This is a genomic window from Actinocorallia sp. API 0066 (assembly GCF_020991275.1).
GTDB lineage: Bacteria > Actinomycetota > Actinomycetes > Streptosporangiales > Streptosporangiaceae > Actinocorallia.
The window spans coordinates 318,167-333,664 of sequence record NZ_JAJLQY010000005.1 but is presented as its reverse complement, the minus strand read 5'-3'; the positions used below and the strand labels follow the sequence as shown (position 1 = coordinate 333,664).

The window sequence follows — 15,498 nt, the reverse complement described above, 5'->3', positions numbered from 1 at the left end:
TCATCGTTGACACCAGAATTTCTGGTGTGTCTCATCACCAGAATCGCCGTGACGTCGAGGAGGGCGGTCGCCGGTGACCACGGACAACGCAGCGGGGAGGCTCGCGGTCGAGGAGATCAACCTCGCCGACCTGAGGTTCTGGAAGCGGCCCCTGGCGGAGCGCGCGGAGGCGTTCCGGGTGCTGCGCGCCCAACCTGGACCGCGCTACTTCCAGCTCCCGAAGATGCCGATCGTGGGCGAGAGCCCCGGTACCTGGGCGCTCGTGCGGCACATCGACGTCGCGGAGGCGAGCCGTCACCCTGAGGTGTTCAGCAGTGAGCCGAGCGCCACCAGCCCGACCGATCTTCCCCGGATCGTCGAGCGCTACTTCAAGTCCATGATCGACATGGACGACCCGCGGCACGCCGTCATCCGCCGCGTCGTCTCCCGCGCGTTCACCCCGCGCATGCTCGCCAAGGCCGAGGACGACATCGCCGGACGGGCCCGCCGCATCGTGGACGAGCTCATCGAGTCCGGTCCGGGTGACTTCGTGGCGAAGGTCGCGGTGCGGCTCCCCACCGAGGTCATCTGCGACATGCTGGGCATCCCGCCGGAGCAGTACGGCCAGGTCATCGCCCTGACCAACCGGACGATCGGGTACACCGACCCCGAATACACCGGCGTTCAGGTGGACTACAGCAGCGGCGTCGGCAGGGTCAGCACACTGGGCATGCTGCGCACGCTCAGCGCCATGTCCGTCGCGGGCTGGCGGCTGCACCGGCTCGCCGCCCGGCTCGGCCGCGAGCGGGTCAGGCGCCCGACCGGCGACCTCACCTCCGCCCTCGTCAACGCCAACGTCGACGGCGAGAAGCTGACGCCGCAGGAGTTCGGCGCGTTCTTCCTGCTCCTCGTCGTGGCGGGCAACGAGACGACGCGCAACGCCATCTCCCACGGCCTCAAACTCCTCACCGACCACCCCGACCAGAAGGCACTCCTGCTGGAGGACTTCGAAGGCAGGATCGCGGGAGCCGTCGACGAGATCATCCGCTACAGCAGCCCCGTCATCTTCATGCGCCGCAACGTCACGCGGGACTACCTGCTGAACGGCCACCGGTTCCGCAAGGGCGACCGCGTCTCCCTCTACTACCCTTCCGCGAACCGTGACGAGACCGTCTTCACCGACCCGGAGACGTTCGACATCACCCGCTCGCCCAACCCGCACATCGCCTTCGGCGGCCCCGGCCCGCACTACTGCCTGGGCGCCAACCTCGCCCGCCGCGAGATCACCGTCATGTTCCGCGAGCTCCTCACCCGCCTCCCCGACATCCACACCACCGCCGAACCCGACCGCCTCGAATCCGGCTTCATCAACGGCCTGAAACGCCTCCCCTGCACCTTCACCCCACCCGCCCCCTGAAATATCGCCGATCTTCAGACTCCGACCCCCACTCCCGTGATGAGATTCCCGAGTCCACACCGGGCGTCAAGGGAGGAATCGGGTGTCCGCTGCCTGGCTCATCAGGGGAGGCCGCGACGGCGAGCGCGAGCGTGAGGCGCTGGGGTCCGGCCTGACGATCGTCGGCTGGTCGAAGGTGGGCGACGTGTCCGCCGCGGCCTCACGGGAGGATCTCAGGGCGCTTGTGGAGCGCGCCTACCCCGAGCTGTCCGCCAAGGTCGCCGGGAACTGGACGGGACAGCTCTGGCGGTTCGCCAAGGAGATCGCGGTCGGCGACCTCGTGGTGATGCCGCTGCATACCGATCCGGGCAGACTCGCCGTCGGTAGGGTGAGCGGCCGCTATCGGCATCGGGACGAGGCGCCGGAGGGACGCCAGCATGTGCGCGACGTGGTGTGGCTGCGCGGGGATGTGGCAAGGGACGCGCTCAAGCCGGACCTCAGGGCGAGCGTCGGCTCCCTGCTGACGGTCTGCGGCCTCACGCGCAATGACGCGGCACGCCGCGTGGCCGCCGTCGCCGAGCACGGTCTCGACCCAGGTGTGGACGGCGCCGAGGAGGTCACGCACTGGCAGAAGCTCCTGGCGGAGGCCGTCGCGGGCCCCGGCGAGCCCAGGCGGCTCACGGTGCGCGACCTGCTCGAACACTGGGGATGGCAGCGCCGGACGGCCGCCGTGATCGAGCTGGTCAGACAGGACCTCGCCGACGCCGGACTGACCACCCGGCCGCCCTTCACCGACGGATCGCTCGACACCGTCGTAGCGCTGGTCCCGGTGAGCCCCGAGCTGGCCACGGCCGAGACGGAGGACGCCAGGCAGGACGTCGAGGACGTCGAGGACGTCGAGGCGATCGCGTCGGTTACCCCGCACATCGGCACGCTGCCCCCCGCTGTGATCGTGGCGGTGCCGAGTACCGCGACGCTCCAGCAGGCCGTCACGACGATGCTCTCGCACAACTTCTCCCAGCTCGCCGTCATCGATGACGACGGCCGCTATCACGGCGCGGTGAGCTGGGAGTCCGTCGGCCGCGCGCATGTGGCGCGCAGTTCCCCGACCCTCGCGGACGCGACGGCGAGAGCGACCGTCGTCGACCACGACGCTCCGCTGCTCGACCTCATCGGCGTGATCGACGCCGAGCAGTTCGTCTTCGTCCGCGCGGCCGACCGGGCACGGGTCACGGGGATCGTCACGGCGTCCGACCTGACCCGGCAGTTCGGCGACCATGTGCGCCCGTTCGTCCTGGTCGAGGAGGTGGAGACGCGCCTGCGCCGGAGCTGCCGCAGCGCCGGGATAACCGAGGAGGAGTACCAGCGCGCGACGCGGAAGCGGTGGGTGACGTCGGAGGAGCAGATGACTCTCGGCGCCTACCCCTTCCTGGTCGGCCTGGACTCCTGTTGGGCGAAACTCGGCTGGAACGTCGACAGGCGACAGGTGATCGACCTGCTCAAGGAGGTGGCGAGGGTCCGCAACGACCTTATGCACTTCAGTTCGGACAAGATCGATGATCGGGGGTTCCGTGCGATCGGGGGTCTGCTCTGGATACTGAAGACGGTCGATCCGAGGCCGTGAATAGGAGAGCCCCGGGGAGGCGGTGCTTTCCCAGGCCGGTGCGGCAGTCCATGGGGAGCTTCTGGACGCCGAAGGCCATGTCGGTCGTCGCGGGGATGCGGACGTCAGCCGGCTGGTTCGTCGGCGGGGCGGGTGCCGCGCCAGTAGTGGATCTCCAGTGCTAGGGAGAGGTTCAAGGGGTTGTCGTTCAGGGGTCGGGGGAGGAGTTCCTCCGCGCGGGCCAGGCGGGTCAGGACGGTGTTCCGGTGCAGGTACAGGTTGCGTGCCGCGCGTGCCGCGTTGGACTGCTCGGCCAGGTAGGCGCGCAAGGTGCGGCACAGCTCAGGATGTTCGGCGAGCGAGCCCAGGGTGCGTTCGGCGAGGTGCCGGGCGGCGCGTAGGTCCTGGGTGGCCAACACGGCGGCTTGGACGCGGTCGTAATCGGCGACGCGTCTCGGTGGGTCCGGATGGTCCAGAAGGCGGCGGGTCGCCTGCGCGGTGAAGTGGCTCTCCCGGAAGCCCTCCACCCCGGAGGCCGTCGCGCCGAGTGTCACCCGCAGGCGGGGGAAGCGGCCGAAGGAGTTCTCCAGGCCGTCCGCGTCGGGCCGGATCCGTCCCGGCAGCCACGCCCACAGCGTCGTCGCGTCGGCGAGGACGGTGAGCGGCCGCCCGCCCGGCACGTGCGTCGCGAGCAGCTGCACCGCCTGCTCCAGGACGCCTGGCTCCGGCCGTGGCTCCCAGCTCCACAGGACGGCCGCCGTGTGCGTCCCGTCCAGCCGGTATCCAAGGCGGGCACCGGCCTCCGCCGGGTCGAGGGGCGACTCGCGCAGCAGCAGCTTCACCGCCTCCAGCCGCTCGGCGTGGACGCTGCGGGTCAGCGTGTCCCGCTGCCGCGCGATGTGCGCGGTGACGGCCGCCAGCGCCGTGTCGACGTAGTTGGCCACCGACCGGGAGGTGATGTCGAGGAGGGTGCGCAGCTCCGCGGGGTCCTCGGTCAGGGTGAAGGCCGCCGCCATCCAGTGCCGCCACGCGACGTTCTGGCCCACCCTGAAGGCATGCAGGGCGCGATCATCCAGGCCACGCCGTACGAGCTCGCTGAGCAGCGCCATCGCCTCCGGGCTCATCTCGGGCGCCACGGGCTCGCCGGGACGCGCCACGTTGGCCAGCGCCCAGCGCAGCAGCACCGCCCGGTTGCTCCGCCGCACCCCCTCAACGAACGCCGAGTCCCGCGACAGCTCGCCGCCCACCTTGAGCACCGCCGCGTCGATGTCCCGGAACACCCCCTCCGGCCCCTGCAACAACCGCGAGGCACCCTCCCTGATCAACCCGGCGATCCGCCCAGAAGGAACCTCCCACTTCTCCACCCACCAGACGCTACCGCGCCCCCCTGGGCATTCCGCCCACCCTTCCCCAACCCACCCCCTCCTCCACCCATCCCCCCACCCCCAAACCTGTGCACAACGCACACATCCCCTAGCCCTCCAGATACTCCTGAACCCCCCGCAAGAACCCGAACCAGTCCCCACCCGACCGCCGCCCCAGGCTCAGCTCCAACGTCCTCCGCAAGGGGTGCGGCGACCCCATGATCGCGGTGTTCCGCTCGGCCAGCCTCCGCAGCTCCGTCGGCGTCGGAAGCCGGTCGCTCTTGGCGGAGTTGCACGCGGAGTGCGCAGGGCTGAGGTTCCAGACGCTGTCCAGATCGGGCCCGCGCCATGGGGTGAACCTGGACATCAGCGAGAACGGGAACACGTGGTCCACGGCCACGTCGCCGTGCGGGTCGAGATGCTCCCAGCAGAGGAGGCAGCGCCCCCGCTGGAACCCGAGGACGGCGGGAATTACCCCGGCGACCGAGCGCCGCCGCCGCCGGTCGGTCAGCCACAGGCCCGACGTGTCGAGCCCGAACCCGTCGGCGACGAGCCCGCGCCCGATCTCGGCGGAGAACGAGAACTCCACGATGTTCCACCGCGCCTCCAGCTCCCCGCGGAGCTGGCCGAGGCCCCCGGCCGCCGTCGCGCGGTGCAGGGCCGGCAGCAGCCTGACGACGCCGTCGCGCCGCCCTCCGACGAGCTCGTAGAACCGGTGCGGAAGCTCGACGCCGCCGCGCAGGTTGTGGAACTTCCGCATCACCATGCCGGGCATGCCGCGCACCGCGGCGTCCAGCAGCTCCTCGGTGGGCGCCCCGAGCTCCCTGGTCCGCGCCGCCTCGCGGGCCGCGACCGACAGGAAGTCGGTGGGGCGGCTGACGCTCTCCGCGGGCGCCTGCGGGGCGGCGTCCAGGTGGTCGACGATGCCCAGCGCGTACCGGGAGGCCAGCTCGACGAGCGAGACCTCGGTCCGGCCCTCGGCGCCGAAGTCGAGCAGCGCGGCGCCGAGCGCGAACTTGTACGTCCGCGCGTTCGCGCCCATGAGCACGGCCATCCGCCACGCCGAGCGGGCTGTCGGCTCCGACCTGAAGAAGTCCTCGTCCACGGCCCGCCCCTCCGCACGATCGGTAGATATCAGGGAGGGTAGCGACGAGCACCGACAAAGTCGGACATCTCATTTCATGTCAGTTCTGGTGGCGGAAAACGAGGGTGGTCCAGCCGACCCCGGGGCGGTCGAGCCGGTCGGTCGAACCGGTGCGCAGGACGACGCCGAGCCCTTGCCCGGCCGCCAGCGCGATCGTCTCCTCGGCCGTGACGTCGAACATCGGGCGTCCGGGAGGCGACGGCCCGTGACGCAGGGTCAAGACGAGCATCCCCGAGGGCGCCAAGAGGACGGCCAACCGAGCCATGGCCCTAGGCCGCTCGTCCGCCTCCAGATGCATCCAGACGGCCGACACGAGCACCAGCCCATAAGAGCCCTCCACCGAGGCGAGGTCCGGCAGTGAGTCGTCCACCCAGGTGATCGCCTCCTCCGGATGCGCCTCCCGCCCGAACCGGCGCATCCCCTCCGACGGCTCCACCGCCACCACCCGGTGCCCCGCCCGCACCAGCCCCGCCGCGTCCCGCCCACTCCCCGCCCCCACGTCCAACACCCGCGACCCTCCCGCAGGCACCAACCCCAACCAAGCCCCATGCACCTCCTCGAACCCCACACCCTCGTACACCCGCCCCAACTCCCCGCCCCGCCCCTCATACCCCTCCCACCCACGCACCCCCTCACCCAAACACACGCCCGCCCCCCACCCGATCCGCCCCGCCGCCGCAGTGCCAACACGAGGCGGTGGACGTAATGTCGAAATATCCATTTTTGGCGTTCTTAATATCCCCTAACGGTAACGATGTAAAGAATGGCGGTAAAGGTGCGGTCGCCCCTGAGTGGTTGACGACGGATTCCCGAAAAAGCTGGTATCGCGGATAAAATTCACCATGGTAACCGTAGGAGGTTCCATGCGTCTGGAAATGCTCTTCAAGGACGACAGGTCCGGTGCCAACGGATGTCCTGCGGTCTACCTGGCCAAGGATGGGCAGGTCGTGGTGCAGGGCTAGGGTATCGATGAGGACACCTTCACCCACCTCGTCAACGTGCTGCCCGGGGAGACGGCCCTGCGCATCGACGCCTCCGTGCTGCTGGGCGCGGCGGACGTGCTGCGCGCGCGAAAAGAGGCGGGCTAGATGGGAAGGGTCTTCCGCTCCCTTGACGACCCGGAATTCAATGAGTTCTTCACCGGATTCCGGTTCACCGCCTATCGGCTGGAGTCACTTCAGCATTATGACGTCTCCTATGAGAAGGCGGAGTTCGAGCTTTTTCTGAGTGGCCGCACGCGCGGGTTGTTCCCGGGCATCGACGCCTGGATCGACGGCACGGTGAAGCCCGCGCACGCCGCGGGGAAGCGCCTGTACCGGGTGCACGTGGTCGAGGAGCCGTTGTCGGATTACGTGCGTTTCGAATGCGGATGGGCGTACCGGCACACCGTCGCGGCGGGTGAGGAGATCCGGCTGATCCCGGTGCCCGCCGGGGAATGGCCGGAAGGTCTGCCGCACCGTGATTACTGGCTGTTCGACTCGTCCGCGCTCATCGTCATGCACTACCGCGACGACGGCGCCTTCGAGGCGGCCGAACGCGTCGAGGATCCGGAGCGGATCGTCGAGGCCAACCACTGGCGCGACCTCGCGGTACACCGCTCGATCCCCTTCGAGGCGTTCGCCGACAGGCACGGCCACACGTTCTGAGGCGGCCTCATGACGGAAGGCGACACCTACAGGGGAGAGGCCGACGCCGTCGTCCAGATCGGCACAATGCACGGCCCGCTGACGGTCGGCGGCTCTCGGGGGTGTGTGGCCTTGATCACGAGCAGAAGTACGCTGTCAGGGCTGGTGGCTAGGGAAGGGGCTGTGCGTGTGACGCTTGACGTCCTCGAACCGGAAGACGCCGTGGCGCTCCTCGGCGAGGTCGTCGGCGTGGCCCGCGTCGTCGCGGAACTGGAGCAGGAGCGGCACCGGCTGGACTCGCTCGCGTCCAGCGAGGACGAGTTGAGCGACGTGCGCGCCGCGTTCTCCTGGTCCTACCACGCGCTGTCCCCCGAGCCGCGTACCGCGTTCCGGCTGCTCGGTCCGCACGCGGGCCGGGAGATCGGCGTCGACGCCGCGGCGGCGCTGTTCGGCGCGCCCGACGCCCGGTTCGCGCGCCGCCTGCTCGACGCCCTGTGCTCGGCCCATCTCCTGCGGGAGGTCTCCCGCGGCCGCTACCACCTGCACGACCTTCTGCGCGCCTACGCCGTGGAACGTCTCGCGGAGGAGACCAGCCCCAAGGAGCGGACGCGTACGGTCCGCCGTGTTCTCAGCTGGTATCTGCTGACGGCGGACGCGGGAAGGGCGGCGATCCTGCCCTTCTCCCATGAGGTGCCCCTCGTCCCTTCCGACGGCCTGGTGATCCCCGCCTTCACCGACGCTGAGCAGGCCATGCGTTGGTTCGCGGTCGAGCGGCTGAACCTTCTCGCCGCGCTGGACCAGGCTGACGGCGAAGGCGAACCGGGCTGGCGCCTGACGGGCCCGCTCGCGGTGGGGCGGTATGGGCGGGATTCCTAGTTTGTTGGTTGACTTGGTGGGGTTTGGTTTGGGAGGGTGGCGGCGGCTTTTAGGGAGGAGTGCATGGTGGGGACTACCAGGAGTTATGTGGGGCATGGGGCTTTGGTGGGGCGGACGGTGGGGGAGTCGGTGCCCTGGTGGGATGTGCCGCCTCGGGCTCGGGAGGGGGCGCCGAACATTGTTGTGGTGTTGATGGATGACATGGGGTTCAGTGATGTTGGGGCGTTTGGGTCGGAGATCGAGACGCTGGTGGTGGACGGGTTGGCCCGGAGGGGGGTGCGGTTTGCGAACTATCACACGAATCCGTTGTGTTCGCCGTCTCGGGCGTCGTTGCTGACCGGGTTGAATCCGCATAATGCGGGCTTTGGGTTTGTGGCGAACGCTGACCCTGGGTTTCCGGGGTGGGCGTTGGAGTTGGCGGACGACGCGCCTACGTTGGCGGAGTCGTTGCGGGCCTCGGGGTATGCGACGTACGCGGTGGGCAAGTGGCACCTCACCAAGGACTCCACGATGAACGAGGGGGCCTACAAGCGGTCGTGGCCGCTTCAGCGGGGCTTCGACAGGTTCTACGGGTTCCTGGAGGGGCTGACGAGCCTTCACCTGCCGTACCACCTTGTCAGGGACAACTCGCCGGTGGCGGTCGACCAGTACCCCGACGGCTACTACCTCACCGACGACATCACCGACGAGGCGATCTCGATGGTGAAGGGGCTGCGGGCCAACTCCGACAAGCCGTTCTTCCTGTACTACGCGCACGGGGCCGTCCACGGGCCGCTCCAGGCGAAGGCGGAGGACATCGCCAAGTACCGGGGCAGGTACGGCAGGGGGTGGGACGCGGTGCGGGAGGAGCGGTTCCAGAGGCAGATCGCCTCAGGGCTGTTCCCCGAAGGCACCGAGCTGCCTCCGCGCAACGGAGAGGTCCACCACGACGTCGAGCCCTGGGACTCCCTCCCTGAGGAGGAGCGGGAGCTCTACGCGCGGATGAAGGAGGTGTACGCGGCGATGGTGGACAACGTCGACCAGAACCTCGGCCGCCTCCTCGCGACGATCGAGGCGCTCGGCGAGCTCGACAACACACTCGTCGTCTTCACGTCCGACAACGGCGGCACCGGAGAGGGCGGCCCGCAGGGCACCCGCAGCTACTACCGGACGTTCTCGCGCGGGCCGCACCTGCCGCGCGAGTGGCACACGGACGTGCCGCGCGACCTGGACTCGCTCGGCGGCCCCGACAGCACGATCCACTACCCGCGCGGTTGGGGCATGGCGTCCAACGCGCCCTTCCGGCTCTACAAGGGCAACACCCACGCGGGCGGGGTGCGGGTGCCGTTCATCGTCTCCTGGCCCGCCGGTCTGGGTGAGCTGGCGGGCCAGGTCCGCACGCAGTACCAGTACGTGACGGACCTCTACCCGACACTCTTGGAACTCGCCGGAGTGGATCGCCTGTCGGAGCGCCAAGGCAAGGAGGCACGCCCGCTCGACGGGTTCAGCTTCACGGGCCCGCTCCGCGACCCGGAGGCGGCCAGCACCCACGTCGAGCAGTACTGCGAGATGACAGGCAACCGGTCCTACTACCGCGACGGTTGGAAGCTCGTCTCCCTGCACCAGCCCGGGACGTCCGCCGACGACGCCCCCTGGGAGCTGTACAACGTCGCCACGGATCCGACCGAGGCGCACGACGTGGCTGCCGAGCACCCGGATCTGGTGAAGGACTTGGCGGCCGCCTGGGAGCGCGCTGCCTGGGACAACCGTGTGTTCCCCGTGGACGACCGGGGCCACCTGTTCGTGAGCCGTCCGCCGTCCGACCGGGCGTTCAGCCGTCCCGTCACGCTGCTGCCCGGCACGCCGAGCCTGGAGCGGTACAGGTCGGCCAAGCTGGTGGCGCTGCGCTCCTTCGACGTCGAGACGCGCCTGACGTACGCGCCGGGCGACCAGGGCGTCCTGTTCGCGCACGGCGACCTGGGCGGCGGCTACAACCTCCACTTGGAGGACGGCCGCCTACGCTTCGTCTACAACGAGTACGGCGCCCTCCACGAGGCCGACGCGGGCGAACTGGCTCCGGGCGAGCACCTGGTGACGCTCAAGGCGACGATCCTGCCCGACTACCGCTGGCGCTTCGACGTGCTTGTGGACGGCGAACGCAGGACGGGCCTGGACGAGGTGCTCATCCTCTTCGGCTTCGCCCCCGCGCAGGGCATCGACGTGGGCGCCGACCGGCGCAACCCTGTCTCGTGGCCGCTCTACCAGCGTCACGGCGCCTTCCCCTACACGGGCTCGCTCACGTCGGTCACCTACCTGCCCGGCGCCCCGGCCCCCTACGACCCGGCCGAGGTCCTCGCCCTCCTCCGCGAAGCGGGCGCCGCCTTCGAGTGACGCCCTGTGCGACGCCTCCCCGAGCCGTGCTCTCGGGGAGGCGCTCGTCCAAGCAGCCCAACGTAAGACGCCCCCCGGAATCCGGGGGGCGTCCTGCGTGAGGGCCAGGTCAGGCCGTGTTCTTCAGACTCGTGAGGACCGTGGGCAGGCGGCGGGCCCGCTGCTCATCGGGGTCCGGCACCGGAACGGAGTCCACCAGCGCCCGCGTGTAGGCCGAGGACGGCCTGGTGAGCACCTCCCCTGTGGGTCCCGACTCGACGAGTTGGCCGTTCCGCATGACGGCGACCCGGTCGGCCACCTGGTTCACCACGGCCAGGTCGTGGCTGATGAACAGGCAGGCGAAGCCGTGCGCCTCCTGGAGCTCCGCGAACAGCTCAAGGACGGACGCCTGTACGGAGACGTCCAGCGCGCTGGTCGGCTCGTCGGCCAGCAGTAGGTCGGGTTCCAGCGCCAACGCGCGCGCCAGGGCGACCCGTTGGCGCTGCCCCCCGGACAGCTCACGGGGCAGCCGCGACCCGTACGAGCGCCCGAGAGCGACCTGCTCCAGCAGCTCCTCGGCCCGAGCGACGCGCGTGGCGGGCGTCCCGACCCGGTGGACGTCGAGCGGCTCCGTGATCGACTCCAGGACCGTCCGGCGCGGGTCGAGCGAGGCCGCCGGGTCCTGGTGCACCACGCCGATCCGCTTGCGGAGCGCGCGCAGCTCGCGCCGTCCGAGCCCGGCGAGGTCGGTCCCGAACAGCCGCACCGTGCCGGACGCGGCGCCGAGCCGCCCGACGGCGACCCGGCCGAGCGTGGTCTTGCCGGAGCCGGACTCGCCGACGAGCCCGAGCACCTCGCCCGGTGTGACGGCGAGCGTGATCCTGTCGAGCGCCGCCTTACGTCCCGGGTAGTCGACGACGAGGTCGTCCACCGCGAACACGGGCGCGGCCTCCGTCGCGGGGCGGACGGCCCGCCCCTGACGTCCCAGCCTGGGCACCGACGCCAGCAGTTCGCGCGCGTACTCGGTGGACGGCGCCGCGAAGAGCCGCCGCACGTCCTGCGTCTCCAGGACCCGGCCGTCGCGCATGACGGCGACCCGGTCGGCGAGGTCGGCGACGACGCCCATGTTGTGCGTGATGAGCAGGACCGCGAGCCGCCGTCCGCGCTGGAGTTCGCGCAGCAGGGCGAGGATCTCGGCCTGCACGGTGACGTCGAGGGCGGTGGTGGGTTCGTCGGCGATGAGCACGTCCGGGTCGGCGGCCAGCGCGAGCGCCAGCACGATCCGCTGTTTCTGCCCGCCGGAGAACTGGTGCGGGTAGTCCCGCGCCCGCTCCGGCGGGATGCCGACCTGCCCGAGCAGCTCTCCGACGCGCTCAGCGCGCGCCTGACGGGATTTCACACCGTGTGCGCGGAGGACCTCACCGATCTGCCAGCCGACCCGCTCGACGGGGTTCAGCGCCGTCGAGGGCTCCTGGAAGACGAGCGCGATCCGTGCGCCGCGCACCCGCCGCAGCGCTTCCTCGTCGAGCCCGAGCAGCTCCTGCCCGTCGAACGCGACGCTGCCCGTCGCGGTCGCGCCCGGCGGCAGCAGCCCGAGGACGGCCAGCGCCGTCACCGACTTGCCCGAACCGGACTCGCCGACGACCGCGAGCACCTCGTCGGGCAGCAGGGCGAGGGACACGTCCTCGACGGCCGTCGCCCCGGGGAACCTGACGCTCAGGCCGTCGATCGTGAGCACCGGGTCGGTCATGACGCACCTCCTCGCCGCGCGGCCAGCAGGCCCTGCGCGATCAGTTGGAAGCCCAGGACGAGGACGACGATGACGAGCAGCGGGCCGACCGCGTACATCGTGTTGGAGCCGAGCTGGGCCATCGCGTCGGCGAGCACCCCGCCGAGCGACGGTTCGGGCGGTTTGACGCCGATGCCGAGGAAGTTCATCGCGCTGAGGATGAACACCGCGCCGGACGCCGACAGCGCGAGCTGCACGATGACGGAGTCCAGGATGTTCGGGACGATGTGTTTGCGCAGCACCCAGGCCCGGGACGCGCCCATCGACTCGGCCGCGTCCACGTAAGGCAGTTCGCGCACCTTCAGTGTGGCGGTGCGCACGAGCCGTCCGAAGAGCGGCAGTTCCGCCCCGATCACCACGCAGACGACGGGCAGCACGCCCGTCCCGGTGATCGCGGCGATGCCGATGCCGAGGATGATCGGCGGGAACGCCAGCACCACGTCGAAGGCGCGCTGGGCGAACACGTCGGCTATGCCCGTCTGGCTGGCGACGAGCCCGATGAGCCCGCCCAGCAGGGCGCCCGCGGGCACCGCTATGAGGCAGATGAACAGGTCGATCCGGATGCCGTACAGGACCCGCGAGAACACGTCGCGGTTGACCTCGTCGGTGCCGAACGGGTGGGTGCCGCTCGGCCCGAGCAGGTTGGCGCCCTCGATCTGCTCCTGCGGCGAGAAGGGCGCGAGCAGCGGCGCGAGCACGCCGAGCAGCACGATGACGCCGATGAGGACGACGCCGACGAGGCCGCGGCCGTGCGTCAGGCCGTTCCGCCGCACGGGCCGCCTGTCGGGCTCGGCCTTCACCTGGGCTTCTTGCGCCTTGAGTTCTGTCATCGCGCGCCTCCCAGGCGTACCCGCGGGTCGAGGAGGGCGTGCGCCACGTCGGTCAGCAGTTGCAGCACCGCGAAGACGACGACGGACAGGATGAGCAGCACCTGCACGACCGGGTAGTCGCGGCCGGTGATCGCCCGCTCGATGAGCAGCCCGAGCCCCGGCCACGAGAACGTGAACTCGACGAGGACGGCGCCGCCGAGCAGCGCGCCCGTCTGGAGGCCGAGCACGGTCAGGCTGGTGGGCAGCACGTTGCGCAGCGCGTGCCGGAGCAGCACCCGCCGCCGGGAGACCCCGGCGGCGAGCGCGGTGACCACGTACGGCTGCGCCATCTCGGTGCGCAGCGACTCCGCGACGTACCGGGTGAGCACCGCGCCTATCGGCAGCGCGAGGCACACCGCCGGTAGCAGCAGGTACTGCACGGTGATCGACGGGTTCGCCAGTAGCCCGTCGCGCGGCACTCCGCCGCTCGGGAGCACCGGCACGAGCACCCCGAGCAGCAGGATCAGCGCCACGCCCATGACGAACGTCGGCACCGCCACGGCGAGCGTGTTGATGCCCGTAAGCAGGTGCTCCAGCCACGGCTTGCGGGTGCCCGCCCACAGCGGCCCCAGGACGAGCGCGGTGAGGACGGCCAGGAACAGCGAGCTGGAGGCCAGCAGAAGGGTGTTGCCCAGGGACTCGGTGATGAGCGAGCCGATGGTGCCGCCGATCAGGTACGACCGGCCCGGGTCGAACGTCAGCAGCCCGCCCAGCCAGGCGAAGTACTGGGTCACCCAGGGCCGGTCGAGGCCGAGCTCCGCCCGGATCGCCTCCACCGCCTCCGGTGTCGCGTTGGCGCCCGCGAGCGCCGTGGCGGGGTCACCCGGGACGAGCCGGATGACGGCGAAGATGAGCACCGAGGCGGCCGCCAACACCAGTGCGAGTGAAGGCAGCCTGCGCAGCAGATACGCGGTCATGACCTCACCCGGTGAGCTGCGCGTCGGTGAGCAGGAGTTCGGAACGCTTCGTGTAGGAGATGCCCTTCACGCGGTCCGTGACTGCCCAGCGTCCTTCGATGATGGCGATCTCCAGCAGGAACGCGCCGTCGAGAAGGTCCTTGGACAGCTTGCGGTACGACTCGATCGCCTCGGGGCTGTCGCCCTTGATCTGCTTCCAGGCGGCGTCCGCGTCCTTGATGTAGGTGTCGGACTCGTAGTGCGAGCTGTTCTTCAGCGCGTTGAACGGGTAGGCGCTGACGGTCAGCGTGGACGGCGTGTACTGGGCCCACGAGTGGTAGGCCGTCCACAGGCCGGGGAACTTGCCTCCGATGAGCTGGGCGACGAACGTGGGCGGGTCGAGCGGGTCGAGTTCCACGTCGATCCCGATCTCCTTGAGGTTCGCCTGGACGATCTGGGCCGTCGCCTGGAACAGGGGGGAGGGGGTCTGGTAGCTGTACTTCAGCGTCGGGACCTTCTTGCCGTAGTCCGCGAGCAGGCTCTTGGCCTTCGCCACGTCCTTCTTGTAGAAGTTGTTCAGCTCCTCGTCGTAGGCGGGCGACGTCTTGGGCCACGGAAGGCTGGCGGTGTAACCGGCGCCGCGGAACACCTCGCTGAGGATGCGGTCACGGTCGAGCGCGTAGGCGATGGCCTGCCTTACCCGGACGTCCTCCAGCCCGTCCACGGTGAGGTTGGCGGCGACGTACACCTGGATCTCGGCGCCGGTGCGCTGGATCTTGGTGATGTCGCCGGCCTTCTCCAGCCGCTCGATGTCGAGGTTGCTGATGCCGTAGGCGTAGTCGATCTGGCCGCTGCGGATCTGGTTGGCCTGCGCCGTCGCGTCCGGGATGACCGCGATGTCCACGGCGTCCAGGTAGGGGCGGTCCGGCACCCGGTACTCGGCGTTCTTGGTGAACTGGAGGCGCGCGTTCGGCGTCCACTTCTCGAACTTGAACGGACCGGTGCCGACGTACCTGCTTCCGTCGCCGATCCCTGCGAACGTCTCCTTGTCGACGATCGGGACGATCTCCAGGAGGTCCAGGATGTTGCCCAGGGGGTGCTTCAGCGTCAGCACCGCGGTGTTCGGGTCCGCCGTGTCGACGGCCGCGATGGCCGCGGCGGTGCTCTTCAGCTGGCCGTTCCACTTGGGGTCGGCGTAGCTCTCCAGCGAGAACTTGACGTCCTCGGAGGTGAAGGCGCGGCCGGTGTGGAACTTCACGCCCTGGCGCAGTTTCAGGGTGACGGTGAGGCCGTCGTCGGAGATCGTCCAGCTTTCGGCGAGTCTGGCCTGCGGCTTTAGACTGTCATTGGGGTAGAGGATCAGGCTCTCGTACACGAGGCCGATGATCGTGGTCACCCCGTCGTTGGAGTTGGTGTAGAAGTTCGCGGGCACCAGGTCGGTGCCGATGGCGCCGGCGAAGGTGCCGCCCTTCTTGGGGGTTCCTGAGGTCTCCTGGTCGACTGCCGACGCGCAGCCGGTGAGGCCGAGGAGGACGGCTCCACCGGCGGCGCCGGAGAGCAGGGTGCGACGGGACAGGGCGGTGCTCATGGACACGTCTCCTTGCTTGT

At 69.9% G+C, this 15,498-nt stretch carries 12 protein-coding genes; 5 read left to right on the top strand and 7 right to left on the bottom strand.

Annotated elements, in window-relative coordinates; translation table 11 throughout:
* The first annotated feature begins 73 nt into the window (after positions 1 to 73).
* Complete coding sequence (locus tag LO762_RS15140) at positions 74 to 1,396, top strand: cytochrome P450 (protein ID WP_230615531.1); 1,323 nt, start codon at positions 74 to 76, stop codon at positions 1,394 to 1,396.
* 82 nt (positions 1,397 to 1,478) lie between these two features.
* The gene (locus LO762_RS15135) at positions 1,479 to 2,999 is read left to right on the top strand and encodes a CBS domain-containing protein (protein WP_230615529.1); all 1,521 of its coding nucleotides are present in this window, start codon (positions 1,479 to 1,481) and stop codon (positions 2,997 to 2,999) included.
* Between the two features lie 104 nt (positions 3,000 to 3,103).
* Here the strand turns inward: LO762_RS15135 and LO762_RS15130 are convergent, their stop codons facing one another.
* The 3 genes from LO762_RS15130 to LO762_RS15120 form a co-directional block, all read right to left on the bottom strand.
* Complete coding sequence (locus LO762_RS15130; protein WP_230615527.1) at positions 3,104 to 4,342, bottom strand: CdaR family transcriptional regulator; 1,239 nt, start codon at positions 4,340 to 4,342, stop codon at positions 3,104 to 3,106.
* Positions 4,343 to 4,451: 109 nt separating this feature from the next.
* Positions 4,452 to 5,447, bottom strand: a complete 996-nt coding sequence (locus LO762_RS15125; RefSeq protein ID WP_230615525.1) for an HNH endonuclease — start codon at positions 5,445 to 5,447, stop codon at positions 4,452 to 4,454.
* 79 nt (positions 5,448 to 5,526) lie between these two features.
* A complete protein-coding gene (locus LO762_RS15120) occupies positions 5,527 to 5,994 on the bottom strand; it encodes a bifunctional 2-polyprenyl-6-hydroxyphenol methylase/3-demethylubiquinol 3-O-methyltransferase UbiG (protein WP_230615523.1) in 468 nt (155 codons plus the stop codon).
* 580 nt (positions 5,995 to 6,574) lie between these two features.
* Here LO762_RS15120 and LO762_RS15115 point away from each other — a divergent pair.
* The 3 genes from LO762_RS15115 (at position 6,575) to LO762_RS15105 (ending at position 10,357) form a co-directional block, all read left to right on the top strand.
* Entirely contained in the window at positions 6,575 to 7,132 is a 558-nt protein-coding gene (locus LO762_RS15115; protein ID WP_230615521.1) for a DUF6879 family protein, read from the top strand.
* Positions 7,133 to 7,300: 168 nt separating this feature from the next.
* On the top strand, positions 7,301 to 7,987 hold the full coding sequence (locus LO762_RS15110) for a hypothetical protein (RefSeq protein ID WP_230615519.1): 687 nt from the start codon (positions 7,301 to 7,303) through the stop codon (positions 7,985 to 7,987).
* A gap of 63 nt (positions 7,988 to 8,050) precedes the next feature.
* The gene (locus LO762_RS15105; RefSeq protein WP_230615517.1) at positions 8,051 to 10,357 is read left to right on the top strand and encodes an arylsulfatase; all 2,307 of its coding nucleotides are present in this window, start codon (positions 8,051 to 8,053) and stop codon (positions 10,355 to 10,357) included.
* Between the two features lie 109 nt (positions 10,358 to 10,466).
* Here the strand turns inward: LO762_RS15105 and LO762_RS15100 are convergent, their stop codons facing one another.
* From LO762_RS15100 to LO762_RS15085, 4 genes are read right to left on the bottom strand one after another with little or no spacing between them, the layout of a single operon-like run.
* The gene (locus LO762_RS15100) at positions 10,467 to 12,086 is read right to left on the bottom strand and encodes an ABC transporter ATP-binding protein (RefSeq protein WP_230615515.1); all 1,620 of its coding nucleotides are present in this window, start codon (positions 12,084 to 12,086) and stop codon (positions 10,467 to 10,469) included.
* Entirely contained in the window at positions 12,083 to 12,955 is an 873-nt protein-coding gene (locus LO762_RS15095; RefSeq protein ID WP_230615513.1) for an ABC transporter permease, read from the bottom strand. The genes LO762_RS15100 and LO762_RS15095 overlap by 4 nt, the downstream gene beginning before the upstream one ends.
* On the bottom strand, positions 12,952 to 13,911 hold the full coding sequence (locus tag LO762_RS15090) for an ABC transporter permease (protein WP_230615511.1): 960 nt from the start codon (positions 13,909 to 13,911) through the stop codon (positions 12,952 to 12,954). The genes LO762_RS15095 and LO762_RS15090 overlap by 4 nt, the downstream gene beginning before the upstream one ends.
* Positions 13,912 to 13,915: 4 nt before the next feature.
* Entirely contained in the window at positions 13,916 to 15,478 is a 1,563-nt protein-coding gene (locus LO762_RS15085) for an ABC transporter substrate-binding protein (RefSeq protein ID WP_230615510.1), read from the bottom strand.
* Between the last annotated feature and the right edge of the window lie 20 nt (positions 15,479 to 15,498).

What these genes read in the sequence shown, in the direction of transcription:
- LO762_RS15115 (WP_230615521.1), top strand. Translation starts at nt 6,575, where the DNA reads ATGGGAAGGGTCTTCCGCTCCCTTGACGACCCGGAATTCAATGAGTTC.
- LO762_RS15105 (WP_230615517.1), top strand. Translation starts at nt 8,051, where the DNA reads ATGGTGGGGACTACCAGGAGTTATGTGGGGCATGGGGCTTTGGTGGGG.
- LO762_RS15100 (WP_230615515.1), bottom strand. Translation starts at nt 12,086, where the DNA reads ATGACCGACCCGGTGCTCACGATCGACGGCCTGAGCGTCAGGTTCCCC.
- LO762_RS15095 (WP_230615513.1), bottom strand. Translation starts at nt 12,955, where the DNA reads ATGACAGAACTCAAGGCGCAAGAAGCCCAGGTGAAGGCCGAGCCCGAC.
- LO762_RS15090 (WP_230615511.1), bottom strand. Translation starts at nt 13,911, where the DNA reads ATGACCGCGTATCTGCTGCGCAGGCTGCCTTCACTCGCACTGGTGTTG.
- LO762_RS15085 (WP_230615510.1), bottom strand. Translation starts at nt 15,478, where the DNA reads ATGAGCACCGCCCTGTCCCGTCGCACCCTGCTCTCCGGCGCCGCCGGT.